Origin of the sequence: Microbacterium sp. YJN-G, from assembly GCF_015040615.1 — a bacterium.
In the GTDB taxonomy this organism is placed as follows: domain Bacteria; phylum Actinomycetota; class Actinomycetes; order Actinomycetales; family Microbacteriaceae; genus Microbacterium.
On the sequence record NZ_CP060402.1, the window covers coordinates 2,056,813 to 2,073,547 of the forward strand.

General features: G+C 69.7%; 21 protein-coding genes. 6 read left to right on the top strand and 15 right to left on the bottom strand.

Going from position 1 to position 16,735, the window contains the following annotated elements; all coding sequences use genetic code 11:
* Window positions 1–5: 5 nt before the first annotated feature.
* The 11 genes from H7694_RS09885 to H7694_RS09935 all read right to left on the bottom strand — a co-directional run bounded on the left by H7694_RS09885 (window position 6) and on the right by H7694_RS09935 (window position 9,224).
* Window positions 6–1,241: a type II secretion system F family protein gene (locus H7694_RS09885; protein WP_193596356.1), complete on the bottom strand. Its 1,236-nt coding sequence runs from the start codon at window positions 1,239–1,241 to the stop codon at window positions 6–8.
* Between the two features lie 2 nt (window positions 1,242–1,243).
* Window positions 1,244–2,359: a type IV pilus twitching motility protein PilT gene (locus tag H7694_RS09890; protein ID WP_319805249.1), complete on the bottom strand. Its 1,116-nt coding sequence runs from the start codon at window positions 2,357–2,359 to the stop codon at window positions 1,244–1,246.
* Entirely contained in the window at window positions 2,359–3,072 is a 714-nt protein-coding gene (locus tag H7694_RS09895; RefSeq protein WP_193596357.1) for a hypothetical protein, read from the bottom strand. Before H7694_RS09895 ends, H7694_RS09890 begins: the two co-directional genes overlap by 1 nt.
* Window positions 3,069–3,740, bottom strand: a complete 672-nt coding sequence (locus H7694_RS09900) for a hypothetical protein (protein WP_193596358.1) — start codon at window positions 3,738–3,740, stop codon at window positions 3,069–3,071. Before H7694_RS09900 ends, H7694_RS09895 begins: the two co-directional genes overlap by 4 nt.
* On the bottom strand, window positions 3,737–4,768 hold the full coding sequence (pilM, locus tag H7694_RS09905) for a type IV pilus biogenesis protein PilM (protein WP_193596359.1): 1,032 nt from the start codon (window positions 4,766–4,768) through the stop codon (window positions 3,737–3,739). Before pilM ends, H7694_RS09900 begins: the two co-directional genes overlap by 4 nt.
* Before the next feature lie 64 nt (window positions 4,769–4,832).
* The gene (locus H7694_RS09910) at window positions 4,833–5,708 is read right to left on the bottom strand and encodes a prepilin peptidase (protein ID WP_193596360.1); all 876 of its coding nucleotides are present in this window, start codon (window positions 5,706–5,708) and stop codon (window positions 4,833–4,835) included.
* Window positions 5,709–5,711: 3 nt separating this feature from the next.
* Window positions 5,712–7,247, bottom strand: coding sequence for a hypothetical protein (locus H7694_RS09915; RefSeq protein WP_193596361.1), 1,536 nt, complete (start codon window positions 7,245–7,247; stop codon window positions 5,712–5,714).
* Complete coding sequence (locus H7694_RS09920; RefSeq protein WP_193596362.1) at window positions 7,244–7,777, bottom strand: PilW family protein; 534 nt, start codon at window positions 7,775–7,777, stop codon at window positions 7,244–7,246. Before H7694_RS09920 ends, H7694_RS09915 begins: the two co-directional genes overlap by 4 nt.
* Complete coding sequence (locus tag H7694_RS09925) at window positions 7,774–8,145, bottom strand: type II secretion system protein (RefSeq protein WP_193596363.1); 372 nt, start codon at window positions 8,143–8,145, stop codon at window positions 7,774–7,776. The genes H7694_RS09920 and H7694_RS09925 overlap by 4 nt, the downstream gene beginning before the upstream one ends.
* Before the next feature lie 86 nt (window positions 8,146–8,231).
* Complete coding sequence (locus H7694_RS17845; RefSeq protein ID WP_319805250.1) at window positions 8,232–8,672, bottom strand: type IV pilin protein; 441 nt, start codon at window positions 8,670–8,672, stop codon at window positions 8,232–8,234.
* A 183-nt stretch (window positions 8,673–8,855) separates the two neighbouring features.
* On the bottom strand, window positions 8,856–9,224 hold the full coding sequence (locus H7694_RS09935) for a hypothetical protein (RefSeq protein WP_193596364.1): 369 nt from the start codon (window positions 9,222–9,224) through the stop codon (window positions 8,856–8,858).
* Between the two features lie 127 nt (window positions 9,225–9,351).
* On the opposite strand from H7694_RS09935, the gene H7694_RS09940 reads away from it, so the two are divergent.
* From H7694_RS09940 to H7694_RS09955, 4 genes are all read left to right on the top strand, one after another.
* Complete coding sequence (locus tag H7694_RS09940; protein WP_193596365.1) at window positions 9,352–11,595, top strand: MMPL family transporter; 2,244 nt, start codon at window positions 9,352–9,354, stop codon at window positions 11,593–11,595.
* 10 nt (window positions 11,596–11,605) lie between these two features.
* A complete protein-coding gene (locus H7694_RS09945; RefSeq protein WP_193596366.1) occupies window positions 11,606–12,043 on the top strand; it encodes a pyrimidine dimer DNA glycosylase/endonuclease V in 438 nt (145 codons plus the stop codon).
* 43 nt (window positions 12,044–12,086) lie between these two features.
* Window positions 12,087–12,521, top strand: coding sequence for a pyridoxamine 5'-phosphate oxidase family protein (locus H7694_RS09950; protein WP_193596367.1), 435 nt, complete (start codon window positions 12,087–12,089; stop codon window positions 12,519–12,521).
* 100 nt (window positions 12,522–12,621) lie between these two features.
* On the top strand, window positions 12,622–12,882 hold the full coding sequence (locus tag H7694_RS09955) for a Rho termination factor N-terminal domain-containing protein (RefSeq protein ID WP_193596368.1): 261 nt from the start codon (window positions 12,622–12,624) through the stop codon (window positions 12,880–12,882).
* 79 nt (window positions 12,883–12,961) lie between these two features.
* Here the strand turns inward: H7694_RS09955 and H7694_RS09960 are convergent, their stop codons facing one another.
* Entirely contained in the window at window positions 12,962–13,561 is a 600-nt protein-coding gene (locus tag H7694_RS09960) for an NADPH-dependent FMN reductase (RefSeq protein ID WP_193596369.1), read from the bottom strand.
* A gap of 97 nt (window positions 13,562–13,658) precedes the next feature.
* Between H7694_RS09960 and H7694_RS09965 the strand changes: the two genes are divergently transcribed.
* Window positions 13,659–14,369 (top strand): NADPH-dependent F420 reductase, encoded by a 711-nt coding sequence (locus H7694_RS09965; protein WP_227468061.1) that lies wholly within the window; start codon window positions 13,659–13,661, stop codon window positions 14,367–14,369.
* A gap of 56 nt (window positions 14,370–14,425) precedes the next feature.
* Here H7694_RS09965 and H7694_RS09970 read toward each other — a convergent pair whose 3' ends face one another.
* Entirely contained in the window at window positions 14,426–14,881 is a 456-nt protein-coding gene (locus tag H7694_RS09970) for an anthrone oxygenase family protein (protein WP_193596371.1), read from the bottom strand.
* An 87-nt stretch (window positions 14,882–14,968) separates the two neighbouring features.
* Between H7694_RS09970 and H7694_RS09975 the strand changes: the two genes are divergently transcribed.
* Window positions 14,969–15,529 carry a TetR/AcrR family transcriptional regulator gene (locus H7694_RS09975; RefSeq protein ID WP_193596372.1) on the top strand — a complete coding sequence of 187 codons (561 nt, stop codon included), beginning with the start codon at window positions 14,969–14,971 and terminating at the stop codon, window positions 15,527–15,529.
* Window positions 15,530–15,604: 75 nt separating this feature from the next.
* Here the strand turns inward: H7694_RS09975 and H7694_RS09980 are convergent, their stop codons facing one another.
* Complete coding sequence (locus H7694_RS09980) at window positions 15,605–15,979, bottom strand: hypothetical protein (RefSeq protein WP_193596373.1); 375 nt, start codon at window positions 15,977–15,979, stop codon at window positions 15,605–15,607.
* A gap of 76 nt (window positions 15,980–16,055) precedes the next feature.
* Window positions 16,056–16,649, bottom strand: a complete 594-nt coding sequence (locus H7694_RS09985) for a vitamin K epoxide reductase family protein (RefSeq protein WP_193596374.1) — start codon at window positions 16,647–16,649, stop codon at window positions 16,056–16,058.
* Window positions 16,650–16,735 lie beyond the last annotated feature (86 nt).

Genomic DNA, 16,735 nt, shown 5'->3' on the forward strand with positions numbered 1-16,735 from the left:
CGCCGTCATCCGGCTCCCAGCTCGCCGTACAGCGTGAAGATCGGCAGGTAGAGGGTGATCACCATGCCGCCGACGATCACGCCGATGCCGACGATGAGGATCGGCTCGATCGTCGCCGTCAGCTGCGAGGTGGCCGTATTCACCTCGTCCTCGTAGAAGTCGGCGACGCTGGCGAGCATCTCCGACAGCGTTCCGGCCTCCTCTCCCACCGAGACCATCTGCGCCACGATGGGCGGGAAGACGGCCGCCTTCGCCAGTGGCACCGAGAACGAGCGCCCTTCGCGCACCGACTCCTGCACGTCTTCGAGTGCCTTCTCGATCGCCCAGTTGTTCGCCGCCTGCCCGACGATCGACAGTGCCTGCAGAAGCGACACTCCTGCGTCGAGCATCATCGACAGGTTCCGGGCGAACCGCGCCACGGCCACCTTGGTGACCAGCGACCCGAAGATCGGCAGCCGCAGCTTCACCGGGTCAACGATGCGGCGGACCCGCTCGCTGTTGCGGTTGCGCACCCACCAGATCCAGCCGATGAACGCCACCGCGAGCAGCAGCGGCAGCACCCAGACCATGTTGTGCGAGATGGTGACGAGAAGCTGCGTCGGCGCGGGCAGCGCGGAGCCCATCCCCGAGAACATGCCCTCGAACACGGGCACGACGAAGGTGACCATGGCCAGCACGCCGAGGACGGCGATGATCATCACGATGATCGGGTAGGTCATGGCCGATTTGACCTTGTTCTGCAGCTCGGCCTCATCGGCGTAAGTGCGGGCCACCGACGACAGCGCCTGCCCGAGGAAACCGCCGAGCTCGCCGACCCTGATCACGCTCACCATCAGCGGCGGGAAGACATCGGGGTGATTGGCCAGTGCGACCGAGAAGGCCGAGCCGGACTGCACCTCGCTCTGCACGGCGGCGAGCGCCGCCCGCAGCGGCTTGTCCTCGGTCTGCTCGATGAGAATGGTCAGGGTGCGCATGAGCGGGAGCCCGGCGTTGATCAGCCCGGCCATCTGCTTCGCGAACACGGCGAGCGCCTTGGTCTTCACCCGCTTCTCGAAGCCGGGGATCGAGACGTCCTGGTTGAGCCCGGTCTTCGACACCGCCCGCACATCCAGCGGGGTGAGTCCCTGCGCCTGCAGCTTGGCGACGACCGCACTGGGTCCGGAGGCCTCCATGCTGCCCTTGATCACCCCGCCGCCGGTCCTGTCGACAGCGCGGTAGGTGTACTCCTCGATGAGTGCCATGATCAGCTCCCCCAGTCATCCGAGCCGCCCGACCAATCGCCGTCACGGATCTGCACGCGTACGCCGTCGAGGTTCTTCGGGTCCAGGGCGTGGGCGCGCGCGACCTGCGACGAGACGGTGCCCTCCGAGACGAGCCGGACGAGGTCCTGGTCGAGGGTGTGCATGCCGACCGCGGAGCCGGCCTGCATGGCGGTGTACAGCTGGGCGACCTGCCCCTCGCGGATCATGTTGGCCACGGCGGGGGTGTTGATGAGCACCTCGGTCGCGATCGTGCGTCCGTTGCTGTGCGCGAGCGGCAGCAGGGTCTGGCTGATCACCGCCTGCAGGGTGTCGCCCAGCTGGCTGCGGATCTGATCCTGCTGCTCGGAGGAGAACGCGTCGACGATGCGGTTGATGCTCTTGGCCGCGCCCTGCGTGTGCAGGGTGGAGAGCACCAGGTGCCCGGTCTCGGCGGCCGACAACGCGGTCGAGATGGAGACCGGGTCGCGCAGCTCTCCGATCAGGATCACGTCGGGGTCCTGCCGCAGGACGCGTCGCAGCGCCTCGGCGAACGAGGCGGTGTCCGATCCGATCTCGCGCTGGTGGATCAGGGAGCGCCGGCTGGTGTGCTGGAACTCGATCGGATCCTCGACGGTGATGATGTGCGCGGGGCGGGTGCCGTTGATGAGATCGACCATGGCCGTGAGGGTGGTCGACTTGCCCGATCCGGTCGGCCCGGTGACGAGCACCAGTCCGCGCGGCTTCAGTGCGAGGTCGCGGATGATCTGCGGCGCACCGAGCTGCTCGAGCGTGTACACCTTGCTGGGGATTAGCCGCAGGGCCGCGGCGACCGCACCGACCTGCCGGAACACGTTCACGCGGAAGCGGCCGATCCCGACGGCGCCGTACGACAGGTCGACCTCGCCGTGCGCGCGGAAGTCCTGCTCCTGGCTGGGCGACATGATCGCGTGCATCGCCGGTTCCAGCCAGCCTCCTGGTGTCGGATCCGGGAATCCGGGGATCGGCACCATGGCGCCGTCGACCCGCATCAGAGGCGGATGCTCGCTGGTGAGGTGCACGTCGGATGCTCCGGCGGCGGCCGACGCCGCGAGCATCGCATCCAGGGTCGTCTCGGTCATCATTGCTCCGTCCTGACGAAGGCGAGGGCGTCGAGGGTGAGGGTGTACCCGTCGGTCGCGCTGGTCATGTTGGCGTGGGTGATCCCCAGCAGGCGGGGCCCGTCGCCGAGTGCCTCGGCGAATCGGGCGGCGGATGCCGTGTCACCGGCGACGACCACGATCGAGACGGGCACCTGGGTCTCGGGTGCGGTCTGCGCTGCGGCGGGTGGGATGGCCGCAGCATCCGCCCCCTCCGGCGCCGTCGCGCCGGCGGCGGGATCGACCGGAGCCGCCTCACCGGACGCGTCTGCGGCTCCGGCGGGCTGGTCCGGTGCGGCCGGCGCGGCGGGCGCGGCCGGGTCCGCCCCCGGGGCGGTCCGCTTCGTCCACGGCTCGGGATCGGACGCCATGGCGCTGCTGATCGTCACGCCGGCGGACTGCGCGGCACGGTTGACCAGGGCGAAGACGTCGTCCAGGCGCGGATCCGCGGGGATCTGCGCGCGCAGCGCCGCCAGGTCGGCCTCGATCTCGTCGATCCGCTCGGCATCCCGCCGCAGCGCCTGCACCTGCACCTCCTGCATCTCGCTGGCACGGGCGACCTCGTCGGCCTGCGCCTGCGTGGCCCGCGATTCGAAGTAGAGCGGCATGGCGCCGAGCAGGATGCCGGCGGCGAGGATCGCCGCCACGACGACCACGCCGAGCAGATTGATGATCTGCCTGTTGAGCTGCATCATTCCTCCTCCGGTGCTGCGGTGTAGAGCGACTGGTCGAATGTCACGGTCAGCAGGTAGCCGTACCGGGTCGGCTCGCCCTCGCCGCCACTCGTCCCGCCGGCGGAGGTGAGCTCTCGTCCGTCGGCATCCATCACGCCGGGCAGCTGACGGTAGGCGCGGATCACGTCGACGATCTCCACCGGCCGCGGGCTGGACAGCATCACCTGACCGGTGAGCCCGACTTCGGCCGCCGGCTCCTCCCCCTCGGGCACCCCGCCGGTCGTGAGGTCGAACCCTTCGAGCACGACGCCGTCGGGCAGGCCCGAGGTGAGGGCGCGATGCAGGGCCACCCAGTCGAGGTCGACGGCCGTGGCCGAGGTGCGGAACGCCTCGAGTGCGCGCTGCGTCGCGAGTGCTCCCGAGACCTCGGACAGCTCTGCCAGCTCGGCCAGCACCGCGGTGTTGCGCTCCTGCTCGGCCATCAGCCGCTGCCCCGCCACCAGCCGCAGCGCGGCGGCGCCGCCGATGAGCAGCACGACCACCAGCAGCGCGCCGAGCAGTCCGGTCGCCCACCGCAGCATGAGGCGGATACGCCCGCGGCGCTCGAGCTCGCCCTGGGGCATGAGGTTGACGCGCGCGACCCCGCCGACGGCGAGCACGGTCTGGTCGCTCTTCGGGGTGAGTCTCATGATCGTCCCTCTCCCAGGACAACCCCGATCGTCGTGACGAAATTGAGGTCGTGGTCACCGTGTGGTTCGAAGGACTGTTTTTCGAAGGGCTGCTTCGACGCGATCACGTCGGACAGCCGCAGCGGGGTGAGTTCCGAGGGCAGTTCGGACGTGAGCGCCGCCATCATCCCCGGCACGGCGATGCCCGCCCCGCTGATGTGCACCGCCGTGACCGGTTCCGAGCTGCGCCTGTCGCGGTAGAACGAGATTGTCGAGTTCAGCCTCTCGACGAGATCGCGGACGGCGGGTTCGAGCGATGCTCCCCGGCCGAACCGCGAGCGCAGCGCGGGCGCGAAGACGCCGCCTTCGTCGTCGGGTTCGACGGCCGGCACCGTCTCGGGCGAGCGCTCGCGCACGGCGGCGGTGGGCAGATCCAGGGCGATGATGCGCACGAACCGCGGCACACCGGCGGCGGCGACGACGACATAGGTGGTGTGGTCGCCGACGTGGATCATCCCGACGGGCTCCCCGCCGGGTGCGATGGCATGCGCGACCCGGGCCAGGCCGAACGGGGCGAGGTCGACGCGCTCGACGGTCAGCTTCGCCTTGGTCGCGGCGGCGATCAGCTGCTCGACTGTCTCGGACACCGCGGCGACCAGCAGCCCGCTCACGCGGTCGTCGGTCTGCGTAGCCGGGTAGAAGTCCAGCACCGCCTGCTCGACGGGCACGGGCAGCAGATCCTGCACCTGATACGGCAGCGCCTGGCGCAGCAGGTCGGCGCGCATCACCTCGGTGCTGTACTCGCGGACGAGGATGCGGCGGTTGCCGATGCCGAGCACGACCCGGCGGCCCTTGATGCCGGCGCGGGTCCAGAGCTGACGCAGCGCCATGGCCACGGCATCCACGTCGAGCACCTCGGAGTCCTTCGCCGCCCCGGGCGGCAGCGGCACCTCGCCGCGAGCGAGCAGCACCGGGTTGCGGCCGGCGGTGATCTCGACCGCCCGCACGCTCTCCTCGGTGATCTCGAGTCCGATGTGCGTGTTGGCCATGCTCACTCCTCCTTCTGCCTCGTGATGTCGATCTGGGTTGTGCTGTCGTCGCTCTGGAAGCCGTTCATGCCGGGATCACCAGCCGCAGGTACCAGTCCGACAGCGGCTGCCCGAACACGATTCCCGTCCACGCGCCGAGCAGCATCCACGGGCCGAATGGGATCGCCGTGCGCCTGCTCGCGCGTCGCAACAGCATCAGCACCGCCCCGTACACCCCGCCGAGCACGAACGCCGCGAACACCCCGACCACGACCACGCCCCAGCCGAAGCCGATTCCGCCTGGGCCGATCCAGCCGAGGTGAAGGCCGATCAGCGCCGCGAGCTTCACATCGCCGCCGCCCATGGCATCCGGTCGCAGCAGCCGCACCAGCTGGTAGGCGAGAGACACGGCGGCCGCCGCGGCGAGCGCGCGCAGCAGGCGTGCCCAGTCCGCGCCGAGCAGGCACGCGAGCGTGAGCAGCCCGATGCCCACGGCCAGGGCGGGCAGCACGATCGCTTTCGGCAGCCGGAAGGTGTCGAGATCGATCACCGCCAGCACGATGGATGCCGCGGCGAAGCTCAGGTAGGCGGCGGCGACCGCGACCGTGGCACCCCAGCTGCCGCCGCCGGTCAGAGGTCCGGTCAGTGACCCGGTCGCGACGAGCAGGGCCACGCCGATGAACGCCGCAGCCGTGAGCGCCTCGATCAGGGGGTATCGGGCCGCGATCCGGCCGCTGCACTCCCGGCAACGGCCGCGCAGGCCGACCCACGACGCGACGGGGATGTTCTGCCACCAGCGCACCGGTGCGTCGCAGCGCGGGCAGCGGCTCTCCCTGGCCAGCGGGATGCCCGCGGGCACCCGGTACGCGACGACGTTGAGGAAGGATCCGATGGCGAGGCCGAGCAGCCCCACCCAGATCAGCACGACCCAGATCGGCACGACCGGCAGCACGGGAGTCATGGGTCACCTCTCCCGCTGGGTGATGAGCGGACCCAGCTGCTGCGTCGGCGGAGGCGGCGGGGTCTCGTCCTCCGCGGCGTCCTTCACGCTGCAGCCGAGTCCGAGGATAGGCTCCCAGGCCATGTTCTGGCAGGTGAACTCGGGGTGCACCCACTTCTCGTCGCCGTCGTAGTTCGAGTAGAACTGGCCGTTGAAGTTGATGTGGCTGACCGAGCCGAGACCGCACGGCGAGTACAGCATCATCCGCACCTGCGCGGTGGCGGGAAGGCTCAGGCTGTCGGTCGACGAGCCGGTGATGCAGTCGGGTGCGTCGTTGCCGAGCACCGCGTCGCCGTGGATGAAGAACAGCTGCGGCTGCGGCACGAGCACCGAGGTGAGGCTGCCCGAGATCACGATCGACATGGTGGATGCCGGTGGCACGAGGAAGAGCGCATCATGCGCCACCTGTCCACCGGACAGGCGCACGGTGACGGGTCCCGTGCAAGCGGTGTAGTCGATGCCGACCCGCGTGTACGGGGCCGTCAGTGGCTGCTTCAGCGCGGTCATCACGTCGGTGCCGTTGCACGGCCCCTCGAACCAGCGCACGTCGCCGCCCCAGGTCGCCCGGTCGATGGGCACGTCCAGCCACCGGGTCATGTCGAAGACCTTCTCGAGCGTGGGGTTGAACACCGCCGGGGTGCCCGCGTTGGCCGTGACCGTTCCGGCGACCGTGCCGGGCGCGACGCTTGCGGCGCCGCCCGCCGTGGCATTGCCTGCGGCCGACCCCGCGGTGGTGTTGATGGCGCCGTTGGCGGTCAGGCTGCCGCCGACGATCGCCTTGTTCGAGGTCATCGAGATGGAGCCGCCCGCGACCACGTCACCGGTGATGCTGACGTCGGCGCCGTTGCCGAGATTGGCGTTCCCGCGCACGTAGACGCTGCCGTCGATCACGCATTTGGCGCTGACGCTGAAGTCGCCGCTGGTGAGCCACAGGTCTCCGGTGATCGTGCTCTGCGCATTGCACTCGTAGTTGCCCGAACGCATCACGAGGTCGCCCTCGTACTGCGACTGGGTGGCGGTGAACGCGCCGTCGAAGTAGGCCATGGTGCCGCCCGGCTGCCCGGGGTAGAAGACCTGCCAGGTGTACACCGACGTCACCACGGAGGTGGCGCCCGCCGGCCCCGTGCCGGTGGATTCGATCACGACGAAGCGCGAGTCGATGGTCGGGCAGGCGCTCACGAGCCCCGGGTCGTCGAAGCTCGCGGGCTGCGCGCCGGTCGTCGTCTTCACCCGGAACGTGTAGTCGGGGTCGGTTCCCGATCCGCTGGTGACGCAGGCGCCCTGGGCGATCGCGGCGACTGCGGCGTCGCGCCCGGATTCGGCGGCGACGAAGGCGCCGGTGCGGTCGCGGTTGGTCTGGTTGGCGCCGATCGTGAACACCACGGCGGCCGCGATCGACGCGACGACGATGAAGCCGACGAGCATGACGATGAGCACCGTGACCAGCACGGCGCCGCGGTCGTCGTCGCGCCGGCCGCGCCATCCTCTCGTTCGGATCACCAGCATGTTCTCGCCTGTCCGGTCGAGATGGAGCGCAGCGACGCCTCTCCGGTGAAGAGCACGGGCGTCGCGTCTGTGGTCATGTCGAAGGCGTAGACCACGCCGCGACCGGCGCGCGCGACGAAGGGGTCGGAGCCGTGCGCGGCGACGCCGTCCTGCCACGCCGGCCACAGGGCCGGGTCGCCGAGCGGGGTGCTGCGCAGCGTCATCCGGATCGTGTCGCCGTCGAGGTGGAATCCCTGGCAGGTCAGCGCGCCGCCGAGCGAGGTCTGCACCTGGAGGGTGCGCTGATCGGCCGAGACGTCGATGAAGTCGGCGTTGCGCACAGCCCGCTCGATGGTGGATGCCACGATCTGTCCCTCATTGGTGGCCTGCGTGACCGAGGTGACTGTGGCCTGGGTCTGCAGGGAGTTGGCGAAGATGAGCACCGAGACGCCGAGCACCACGGTGCCGATGAGCATCCCGATGATGAGCTCGACGAGGGTGACGCCCGCGTCGCCGGTGGTCTGGTGCACTGCGGATGCGGTCATGGCACGTACACCAATGCCGACACGCTCGCGAGCGTGCCGCTCGAGTGCTGGGCCACGACGTCCACGGGCACCGAGGCCTCGGAAGCGCAGGTTCCCACCGTGACCGTCGCGGTGAACAGGGTGCGGCCCGAGGCGTCGAGGTACGGATGCGCGCCGGCCAGCGCCGCCAGATCCGCGCAGCTCGGCGTCTCACGGGCCTGCTCGACCAGCGCGTTCACCTCACGTGTCGCGGTGGCGACGGTGGACTGGCGGTCGGCGAGGCTGAGACCCTGCCAGAGCAGGGGCACCAGCGAGATGGCGACGAGCCCGAGCAGGAGCATCGCCACGATCACCTCGACCAGGCTGAACCCTTCTTCGCGTCCGGTCATGCCGCCCCTCCTCTCCGCTGGCAGGAAGAACCGGCGATCCGGGGTCGACTGAGTAACCCGTCGACCCCGGAGCGTCTCAGCCGAGATCAGGGCGTCGTCGTCGGCGTCCCCGCGCAGCCGGGCCCGGAAGTCGCCGTGGTCACGCCCGTCTTCGTGCCGGTGACGCAGATGTCGTCGAGCGTCGCACCGGTCGCAACCAGGTTGATCCCGTCCTCCTCGAGGTTCGTCAGGTCAACACTGCCTGCATCGGTGATCGTCGGATCCTGCGCCATCTCTGCGGCGACCTGCGATGCACCGTTGGCGGTGACTGCGGCGAGCGCGTTGTCTGCCGCATCCTGCTGGATGTTGAGGAAGATCGGAATGGCGATGGCGGCCAGAATGCCGAGGATCACCACCACGATGATGAGCTCGATCAGCGAGAAGCCCTTCTCGCCGTTCTCCTCACGGCGGGCCTTCTCTGCAGCGATCCAATTGCGGATGAATGTTCTCATGACGCGATCCCTTCTCTGAATCAGATGACATGACATCCCTGATCAGACCGCGTTTTCCCCAGTCGCCCAGCCTGGCCGGGGAAACGATCCGCCGGCCGCTCTCACCGGTTCGGCGATTCGTTCCGCCACCCAACCTAGGCGGGTGCTCTCGTTCGCTCCTGGGGGTGGCAGCACCTCATCCAGAGGGGTAAGATCACGCGTTGATGCGCCCCGAACCGGTCACCAGAACCGCTCCGGCGTCTCGGCCGGCGGGCGGTCGGCGCCGCCCCAGCGGTCGGACTCGGCCTTCGCAGCCGCCGCGGCGGCATCCGCTTCGGTGAGCGCCTCGGCCGCATCCTCCGCAGCGTCGACGGCGAGCATGGTGAGGGTCGTCCGCGCCCCGCGCGGAGTGTCGGCGACGGTACAGTCGCGCACTGTCGCCCGCCAGACGTCGACCTCGTCGCGGGGCAGCTCGCGCAGGCGGTAGCGGATGCCGCGCTCCAGGTCGTGCACGGCGATGACGGCGCCGTCGGCACGGGACTGCGTGATCTCGACGCGGTTGCCGCGCGGCACCGGTGCGGACGCCGCGATCACCAGCGTTCTCTCCATGACCACACTCTAGGTGCCAGAAGGATGATAGGCGCCAGAAGGATGAGCAGCACCGGCTGCCTCCCGCTGCCGGGGATTACCTTCCTCGGCTAGTAACATCTGAGACTAGCCTCCTGAAGGGACCGATATGACGACCAGGGCGGAAGTCCGCAGCGCACGGCCGAAGCGCAGACCCGTCCTTCGAGGTCTTCTGTCAGCGGCGGTGATCCTGCTGTGGCTGGCGGGCGCAGGTCTGGGCGGCCCGCTGTTCGGCAAGGTCGACGAGGTTTCGTCGAACGACCGCACCTCGTATCTGCCGGATTCCGCGGCGGCCACCGAGGTGCAGGGCGTGCTCGACGACTTCCTCGGTTCCGACACGATCCCCGCGGTCGTCGTCTTCGAATCGGATGCCGAGATCGACGACCCGCTGCTCGAGCAGCTCGGCAGTGCCCTGGAGTCGGCCGTCGAGGCTGAGGGCGTGCAGGACGGATCATCGCCGGTGATCGTCTCGGACGACGGCCTCGCCGCGCAGGCGTTCGTGCCCATCGACACCGAAGCGGGTATCGGCGACGTCGTCTCGGCGCTCTCCGACGATCTGCGCGAGGCTGTGCCCGACGGCGTCACCGCGCACGTGACGGGACCGGCCGGCTTCACCGCCGACCTGGCGGCCGGCTTCGCCGGGATCGACGGCCTGCTGCTGGGCGTGGCGCTGCTGGCGGTGATGGTGATCCTCGTCATCGTGTACCGGTCGCTGCTGCTGCCTGTCGTCGTGCTCAGCACGAGCCTGTTCGCCCTGTGCGTGGCACTGCTGGTGGTGTGGTGGGCGGCCAAGCTCGACATCCTGCTGCTGAGCGGTCAGACCCAGGGCATCCTGTTCATCCTCGTGATCGGCGCGGCCACCGACTACTCGCTGCTGCTGGTCGCCCGGTTCCGTGAAGAGCTGCGATCCACTGCAGACAAGGGCGCCGCGCTGCGCGCAGCCTGGAAGGGATCGTTCGAGCCGATCCTCGCCTCGGGCGGCACCGTGATCGCCGGCCTGCTGTGCCTGCTGCTGAGCGATCTGAAGTCCAACAGCACGCTGGGACCGGTGGCCTCGATCGGCATCGTGTTCGCCATGCTGTCGGCGCTGACGCTGCTGCCGGCGCTGCTGCTGCTGTTCGGTCGCGCCGCCTTCTGGCCGCGCCGGCCGCTCTTCGAGCCCGGGCACACCGCCGACGAGAACCCGCTCGACGCGTCAGGGGCCTGGCCGCGGCTGGCTCGTCTGATCAGCCGCCGTCCGCGTCTGATCTGGATCGCCACCACCGTGGTGCTCGCCATCGCCGCCGCCGGTGTCGTGCAGCTGCAGGCGAGCGGTGTGCCGCAGTCCGATCTCGTGCTCGGCCAGTCCGAGGCGCGCGATGGGCAGCGGGTGCTCGGCGACCACTTCCCCGGCGGTTCGGGCAGCCCGGTCTACGTGCTCGTCGACGAGTCGCGGATGCAGGCCGCCGCCGACGTGCTGCTGGCCGACGACGGCGTCGACGCCGTGTCGGTGACGGCATCCGAGGCAGCATCCGGTTCCGCGCCGATCACCGAGGACGGTATCCAGGCGTTCGGCCCTCTGGGAACTCCGGCACCCGAGCCGACCGTCGTCGACGGCCGTGTGCTGCTGCAGGGCACCCTGACGGATGCCGCGGACTCGGCCGATGCCGAGGACACGGTGAACGCGCTGCGTGGTGAGCTCGATGACCTCGACGCGCTGGTCGGCGGGGTGACGGCCACCTCGATCGACACGAACGAGGCGTCGATCCACGACCGCAACCTCATCATCCCGGTCATCCTCGTGGTGATCTTCGTGATCCTCATGCTGCTGCTGCGCGCGATCCTCGCCCCGCTGCTGCTGATCCTCACGACGGTGCTCTCGTTCGGGTCGGCGCTGGGTGTGGCGGCACTCGTATTCAACGGCGTGTTCGACTTCCCCGGTGCCGACCCGGCCGTGCCGCTGTACGGCTTCGTCTTCCTCGTCGCGCTCGGGATCGACTACAACATCTTCCTCATGACGCGGGTGCGCGAGGAGTCGCTGCGACACGGCACCCGCGAGGGCATCCTGCGCGGACTGTCGGTGACCGGCGGCGTGATCACCTCGGCGGGCCTCGTGCTGGCCGCGACGTTCGCGGCGCTGTCGGTGATTCCGATCCTCTTCCTCGTGCAGATCGCGTTCATCGTCGCGTTCGGTGTGCTGCTCGACACCTTCGTCGTGCGGTCGCTGCTCGTGCCGGCGCTCAGCTACGACATCGGCCGGAAGATCTGGTGGCCGTCGAAGCTGTCGCGCGCACAGCAGTCAGGGAGCACGGAGCAGCCGGACGGCACGGAGAAGGCTGCCGAGCCGGACACAGCCGAGGCAGCCTCGAAGTGAGCCTGCGGCCGTGAGGATCTGGTCGCTGCACCCGCGGCAGCTCGACAGGGCGGGCCTGGTGGCCTGCTGGCGCGAGACCCTGCTCGCGCAGGCGGTGCTCGCCGGGCGCACCCGCGGCTACCGCAGTCATCCGCAGCTCGAGCGCTTCCGCACTCAGCCGCAGCCGGTGGATTCGGTCGGCGTCTATCTCGCCGGCGTCGCCGCCGAGGCCGACCGGCGCGGGTACCGGTTCGACCGCGGTCGCATCATCGCCCCGGATGCCGTCGTCGGGCAGATCCCGGTGACCGATGGGCAGCTCGCACTCGAGTGGGCGCACCTCGGGCGAAAGCTCGCCGGGCGCAGCCCCGAGTTCGCCCGGGTCTGGGCGGAATCGGCCCCGCAACCGCATCCGCTGTTCGTCGTCGTTCCCGGCGACGTCGAGCCGTGGGAACGCGCCACGCCGGACTGAGAAATCCCTCGCGCGCGGGCCTCCGGAAGCGTAACGTCGTGACATGAGCATCGATGCCGGCGACCGCGCCGCCGTGGCGCACTTCATCCGCGTGTGCGGGTCGGGAGTCGTGGCGACCGTGGGCGCCGACGGCGAACCGCAGGCCGCCTACGTCGGACTCACCGTCGCACCCGACGGCGCCGTGCTCTTCGACGCTCCCACCGACTCGCGCAAGGTCGGCAACATCGAGCAGCGCCCGCGCGTGGCGATCGCCGTGACCGGTGCGGACACGACCCTGCAGATCGAGGGCAGGGCGCGCATCACCTGGGACGACGAGCGCACCCGCCTGGGCGAGGAGTACGCCAGGCACTTCCCCGACTCCCGGGCACTCGACGACGGCTTCACCCTGCTGGCCGTGGAGATCGACTGGGTGCGGGTGTACGACGCGGGCGTGCGCCCGGCGCGCGTCTCGGAGTCGCGCTGGGACGCGGCGTCGTAAGAGCCGCCTCGGGGCTGTCAAGGCCATTCGGGTCCGACTCCGCCGTGCGTAGGGTCGTGACCGTCGCCCAACGCGACGTCCGACGAACGGAGGAGGCATCGTGCCCGATCAGCCGGAGCTGAAGGACGAGGAGCTGTACGAGAAGCTGCGCGACGACGGCGCGTCGAAGGAGAAGGCCGCACGGATCTCGAACGCGGCCGCCCGTGACGGCCGATCCGAGGTGGGTCATCGCGGAGGATCCGCGGAGGACTACGAGGATCGCACGGTCGACGAGCTGCGCGAACGCGCGAAGGAGCTCGACCTGGAGGGATACTCCGACAAGAACAAGGACGAACTGATCCGGATGCTGCGCGACCACTGACTTGTCGCTGACGGGTCAGAGTCGCCTCGATCCCGCAGCCGCCGCGACGCGGCGGCTGCGGGATCGAGTGCGTCGGCCATCAGTGCATGACATCCGGGTCGGAGTCGCCGACGTGCCCGGGCAGCGCACTGGACAGTACGCGCTCGACGAACGCGGCGTATTCCTCCATGTAATGGCGCAGGAACTCCTCGGTGCTGCTGTCGTGCACGGCACCGTCGTCGCCGTAGACCTCGGGATCGAACGTGATGTACGCCTCGGGGGCGTTGAGCTGCGGTGCGTCGAGAAAGCTCAGCACCCCGCGCATCGACGACTGCATCACCGCCGTGCCGATGGAGCCGATCGAGGCGCCGATGATGCCGGTGGGTTTGCGGGCGAAGGAGTTCTGGCCCCAGGGCCGGGATCCCCAGTCGATCGCGTTCTTCAGGGGCGCGGGGATGGAGCGGTTGTACTCCGGCGAGACGAACAGCAGCCCGTCAGACTGCTCGACCGCCTGCTTGAACGCGACGATCGGCGCGGCCAGGTCGCCTTCGTCGTCACGGTTGTAGAGGGGCAGATCGCGGATGGGGATCTCGGTCAGTTCCAGACCGTCTGGTGCGAGGCGCACGAGCGCCTTGGACAGCACGCGGTTGATCGAGTCGCTGGACAGGCTGCCGACGAGGTAGCCGATGCGGTGAGCCATGCTCTTTTCTCCTTCGGTTCGGTCCTGCCCAGAGGTCTACACCCCGCCCGGAGCGCTATCAAGTGGGTTGCGTCGGGGCCGGCCGTACGATGAGACCGTGACGGATGAGGCATCGCGGATCGGCGTTCTGGGCGTGCTGGGCGCCGGCCGGCTGGGCTCGGTGCTGGCCCGCCTCGCCGCCGATTCCGGCCTGCGCGTCCTCGTCGCAGGTTCCGGCGACCCGGCGCTGATCGCTCGCCCGATGGCGGCGATCGGAGCGCACGCCACGACGCTCGATGAGATCGTCGCGGAGGCGGATGCCGTGGTGCTGGCGCTCCCGCTCGGCAGGGTGGCGACGCTGCCGGCGGATGCCCTGGCGGGGATGCTCGTGATCGACGCGACGAACTACTGGTGGGCCGCCGACGGCATCCGCCCCGATCTCGACGATCCGCGCGGTTCGACGAGCGAGCTCGTGCAGGCGCACCTGGTCGGCGCCCGCGTGGTCAAGGGTCTCGGGCACATGGGCTACCAGGATCTCGAGGACGAGGCACGCCCCTCCGGCGCCGCCGAGCGCAAGGCGATCGCGATCGCCGGCGACGACGCGCACGACGTCGCGACGGTGGCGGCGCTGGTGGACAGGCTCGGGTTCGACCCGGTCGTCGCGGGTCCGCTCGCCGCAGGGATCATGCTCGAACCGGGAGCGGAGGCGTTCGGCGCCGACGTGGACGCCGCCGAGCTGCGGGCGATGCTGGACCGTTTCCCGTCCTCGCAGCGTGGGATCGTGGTGGCCAGGGCGCGCGGCGGCCGGCTTTTCGACGCCCCCGGCTGACGGCATCCGCTGGTCGGTGCGCCCCTCGGCGGCGCGTGCCGTCTCGACGTGCCGGGTCAGACCAGCAGCACCGCGACGACGACGCAAACGAACGCGGCGACGATGATCGCCACGCGCGCATAATGGATCGCGAGCCAGCGACGCTGCTGGTCGCGCCAGTCGGCCGGATGGTCATCAGGGGTCCAGGCCATCGCGCGGTTGTTGATGGGGACGAGCAGCGTGAGCGAGACCACCACGCTGACGACCAGCAGCGCTGCGGCCACGACGGCGGGTCCGGCGGCCGGTTCTCCCCAGGCGACGACCGCGACGCCGGCCGTGAGGATCAGCGAACCGAAGTACCAGAACGGCATGACCCGCCCCAGCACCCGCGCGAAGATCGGGCTCGCCGTCAGCGACTGCTGCGCCGGCAGCCGCAGCAGTATCGGGCTGACGAATACCGACACGCAGAACTCGACGCCGACCATCACACCGACGACCGTCGCGGTGATGACGGCGAGTGACTCAGCGAACATGTTGACTCCCCCACTTTTCTAGCGTTGCTAGTTTTTCTAGCAGTGCTAACCTAGAGGGTGTTCGCACCGTCATGCAAGGGGGTCTCCGTGAATGACAGGAACGTCCGCGCGCAGCGGGTCGCAGAGCGCCGACAGCAGATTCTCGATGCCGCCCGCGCAGCGGCGGAGTCGGGTGGATGGGCTGCGGTCACGCTCCGTCACCTCGCCGACACGATCGGCTACACACAGCCGGTGATCTACTCGCACTTCCCCGACGGCAAGACCGAGATCATGCGGCACGTCGCGCTGGGAGGGTTCGCCGAACTGACGAAGGCGACACGTGCCGCTGCCGCCGACACGACCGGCGCGCCGGCGATCTCGGCGGTGGCCGAGGCGTACCTGGGCTTCGCCGTCGCGCACCCCGCGCTGCACGACGCGATGTTCCAGCTGGCGATCGATGCGCGGTTCGCCCACGACGACGCCGAGGCCGAGCTGCAGGCCGGATTCGCGGCGCTCTCCGCGGCTCTCGGTGAGGCCGGCACCCCGACGACGACGGAGGTCTTCTGGAGCGCGCTGCACGGTATGAGCCTGCTCGAACGCTCCGGCCGGATGCTGCCGCAGGATCGCTCATCCCGAGTCGCCGAGCTCGCCGCGCGCTTCGCGGGCTGACGGCATCCGGCTTTCGTGTCGCCGGCACAGCTCGGTGGGTCCGGTGGGTCCGGTGGGTCCGGTGGGTCAGGTGGGTCAGGTGGCGAGGAACGGGACGAACACCGACGGGACGGTGACGTTGGCGGGGATGCCGGCGAACAGCGGCCCCACCTGGGCGGGCGTGTAGCCGGCGATGCCGCAGCCCACCGGTGTCAGCAGGAACCGCAGAGCGGGATGCTCACGGGCATAGTCGATGAACGTCCGCGCCTCTTCGGCGAGGACGTCGAGTCCGCTCATGGTGTCGATGGCGTAGGTCTGGCCATGATGGCCGTGCCCCTCTCCCCAGACCGCACCGAACCTGCGGTACGCCGTGCGGGCGGCGCCGCCGCCGTGCTGGCCGGACGCGTTCGATCCGAAGACGAAGATCTCGTCGGGGGCGAGATCGTGCACGTCGTGCGGAGTGATCTCCATGCGGGCACTCTATGCGCTCGGAGCGCGCGGGGCGAGCCTCAGTTCCGGGCGGTGATCCGCTGGCCGAGGACGGTGCTCACAGCGAGCCGAGCACGTCCAGGCGCAGCTGGGCGGCGACGGCGATGATCGCGTAGTCGACCACGACGATCGCCGGCATCCAGGACGAGATGATCGCGCCCAGGCGACGCGGCGCCTGACCCCAGACGCCCTCGCGCAGCGTCCAGCCGGTCACCGACCAGAACAGCGGGATCGTCATCAGCCAGACGACCATGCACCACGGACAAAGCGACCCGAACTCGAACACGCTGCGGTACGCGAGCACGTGCACGAACACGAAACCGCCGAGCACGAACAGCGCATATACGCGCCAGTACCAGGCGCGCATGCCTCGGGGAGCGGCGAGCGCGCCGACGCCGGCGAACACCGGACCGGTGAACAGCACGATCCCGATGATCGAGTTGGTGAAACCCAGCAGGTTGCCCGCAGGCGAGAGCAGGTTGGGGCCGCACGTGACGATCGGGCTGATCGAGCACGACACGAGCGGCGCCGCGCCGTTGAGCTGGCCGATGTACTCGAGGTACAGCAGGAAAGACACGATCCACGCGATGACCGCGGTCACCATCCAGAGGGTGGCGGTGCCCGCGCCAGGGCGGTAGGTGCGCTCAGCCATACTCGATTCTCACCCGCAGGCCTCGCCGATGCACGAGATCGTGGCCGTGAATTTCTTCACGGCGTACCGTGGAGGCGGAGGTCGAC

Coding starts and splice junctions, on each gene's coding strand:
- H7694_RS09890 (WP_319805249.1), bottom strand. CDS start 2,359: ATGACCGAGACGACCCTGGATGCGATGCTCGCGGCGTCGGCCGCCGCC.
- H7694_RS09935 (WP_193596364.1), bottom strand. CDS start 9,224: ATGGAGAGAACGCTGGTGATCGCGGCGTCCGCACCGGTGCCGCGCGGC.
- H7694_RS09950 (WP_193596367.1), top strand. CDS start 12,087: ATGAGCATCGATGCCGGCGACCGCGCCGCCGTGGCGCACTTCATCCGC.
- H7694_RS09920 (WP_193596362.1), bottom strand. CDS start 7,777: ATGACCGCATCCGCAGTGCACCAGACCACCGGCGACGCGGGCGTCACC.
- H7694_RS09925 (WP_193596363.1), bottom strand. CDS start 8,145: ATGACCGGACGCGAAGAAGGGTTCAGCCTGGTCGAGGTGATCGTGGCG.
- H7694_RS09885 (WP_193596356.1), bottom strand. CDS start 1,241: ATGGCACTCATCGAGGAGTACACCTACCGCGCTGTCGACAGGACCGGC.
- H7694_RS09985 (WP_193596374.1), bottom strand. CDS start 16,649: ATGGCTGAGCGCACCTACCGCCCTGGCGCGGGCACCGCCACCCTCTGG.
- H7694_RS09980 (WP_193596373.1), bottom strand. CDS start 15,979: ATGGAGATCACTCCGCACGACGTGCACGATCTCGCCCCCGACGAGATC.
- pilM (WP_193596359.1), bottom strand. CDS start 4,768: ATGGCCAACACGCACATCGGACTCGAGATCACCGAGGAGAGCGTGCGG.
- H7694_RS09960 (WP_193596369.1), bottom strand. CDS start 13,561: ATGGCTCACCGCATCGGCTACCTCGTCGGCAGCCTGTCCAGCGACTCG.
- H7694_RS09895 (WP_193596357.1), bottom strand. CDS start 3,072: ATGATGCAGCTCAACAGGCAGATCATCAATCTGCTCGGCGTGGTCGTC.
- H7694_RS09970 (WP_193596371.1), bottom strand. CDS start 14,881: ATGTTCGCTGAGTCACTCGCCGTCATCACCGCGACGGTCGTCGGTGTG.
- H7694_RS09940 (WP_193596365.1), top strand. CDS start 9,352: ATGACGACCAGGGCGGAAGTCCGCAGCGCACGGCCGAAGCGCAGACCC.
- H7694_RS09900 (WP_193596358.1), bottom strand. CDS start 3,740: ATGAGACTCACCCCGAAGAGCGACCAGACCGTGCTCGCCGTCGGCGGG.
- H7694_RS09910 (WP_193596360.1), bottom strand. CDS start 5,708: ATGACTCCCGTGCTGCCGGTCGTGCCGATCTGGGTCGTGCTGATCTGG.
- H7694_RS17845 (WP_319805250.1), bottom strand. CDS start 8,672: ATGTCATGTCATCTGATTCAGAGAAGGGATCGCGTCATGAGAACATTC.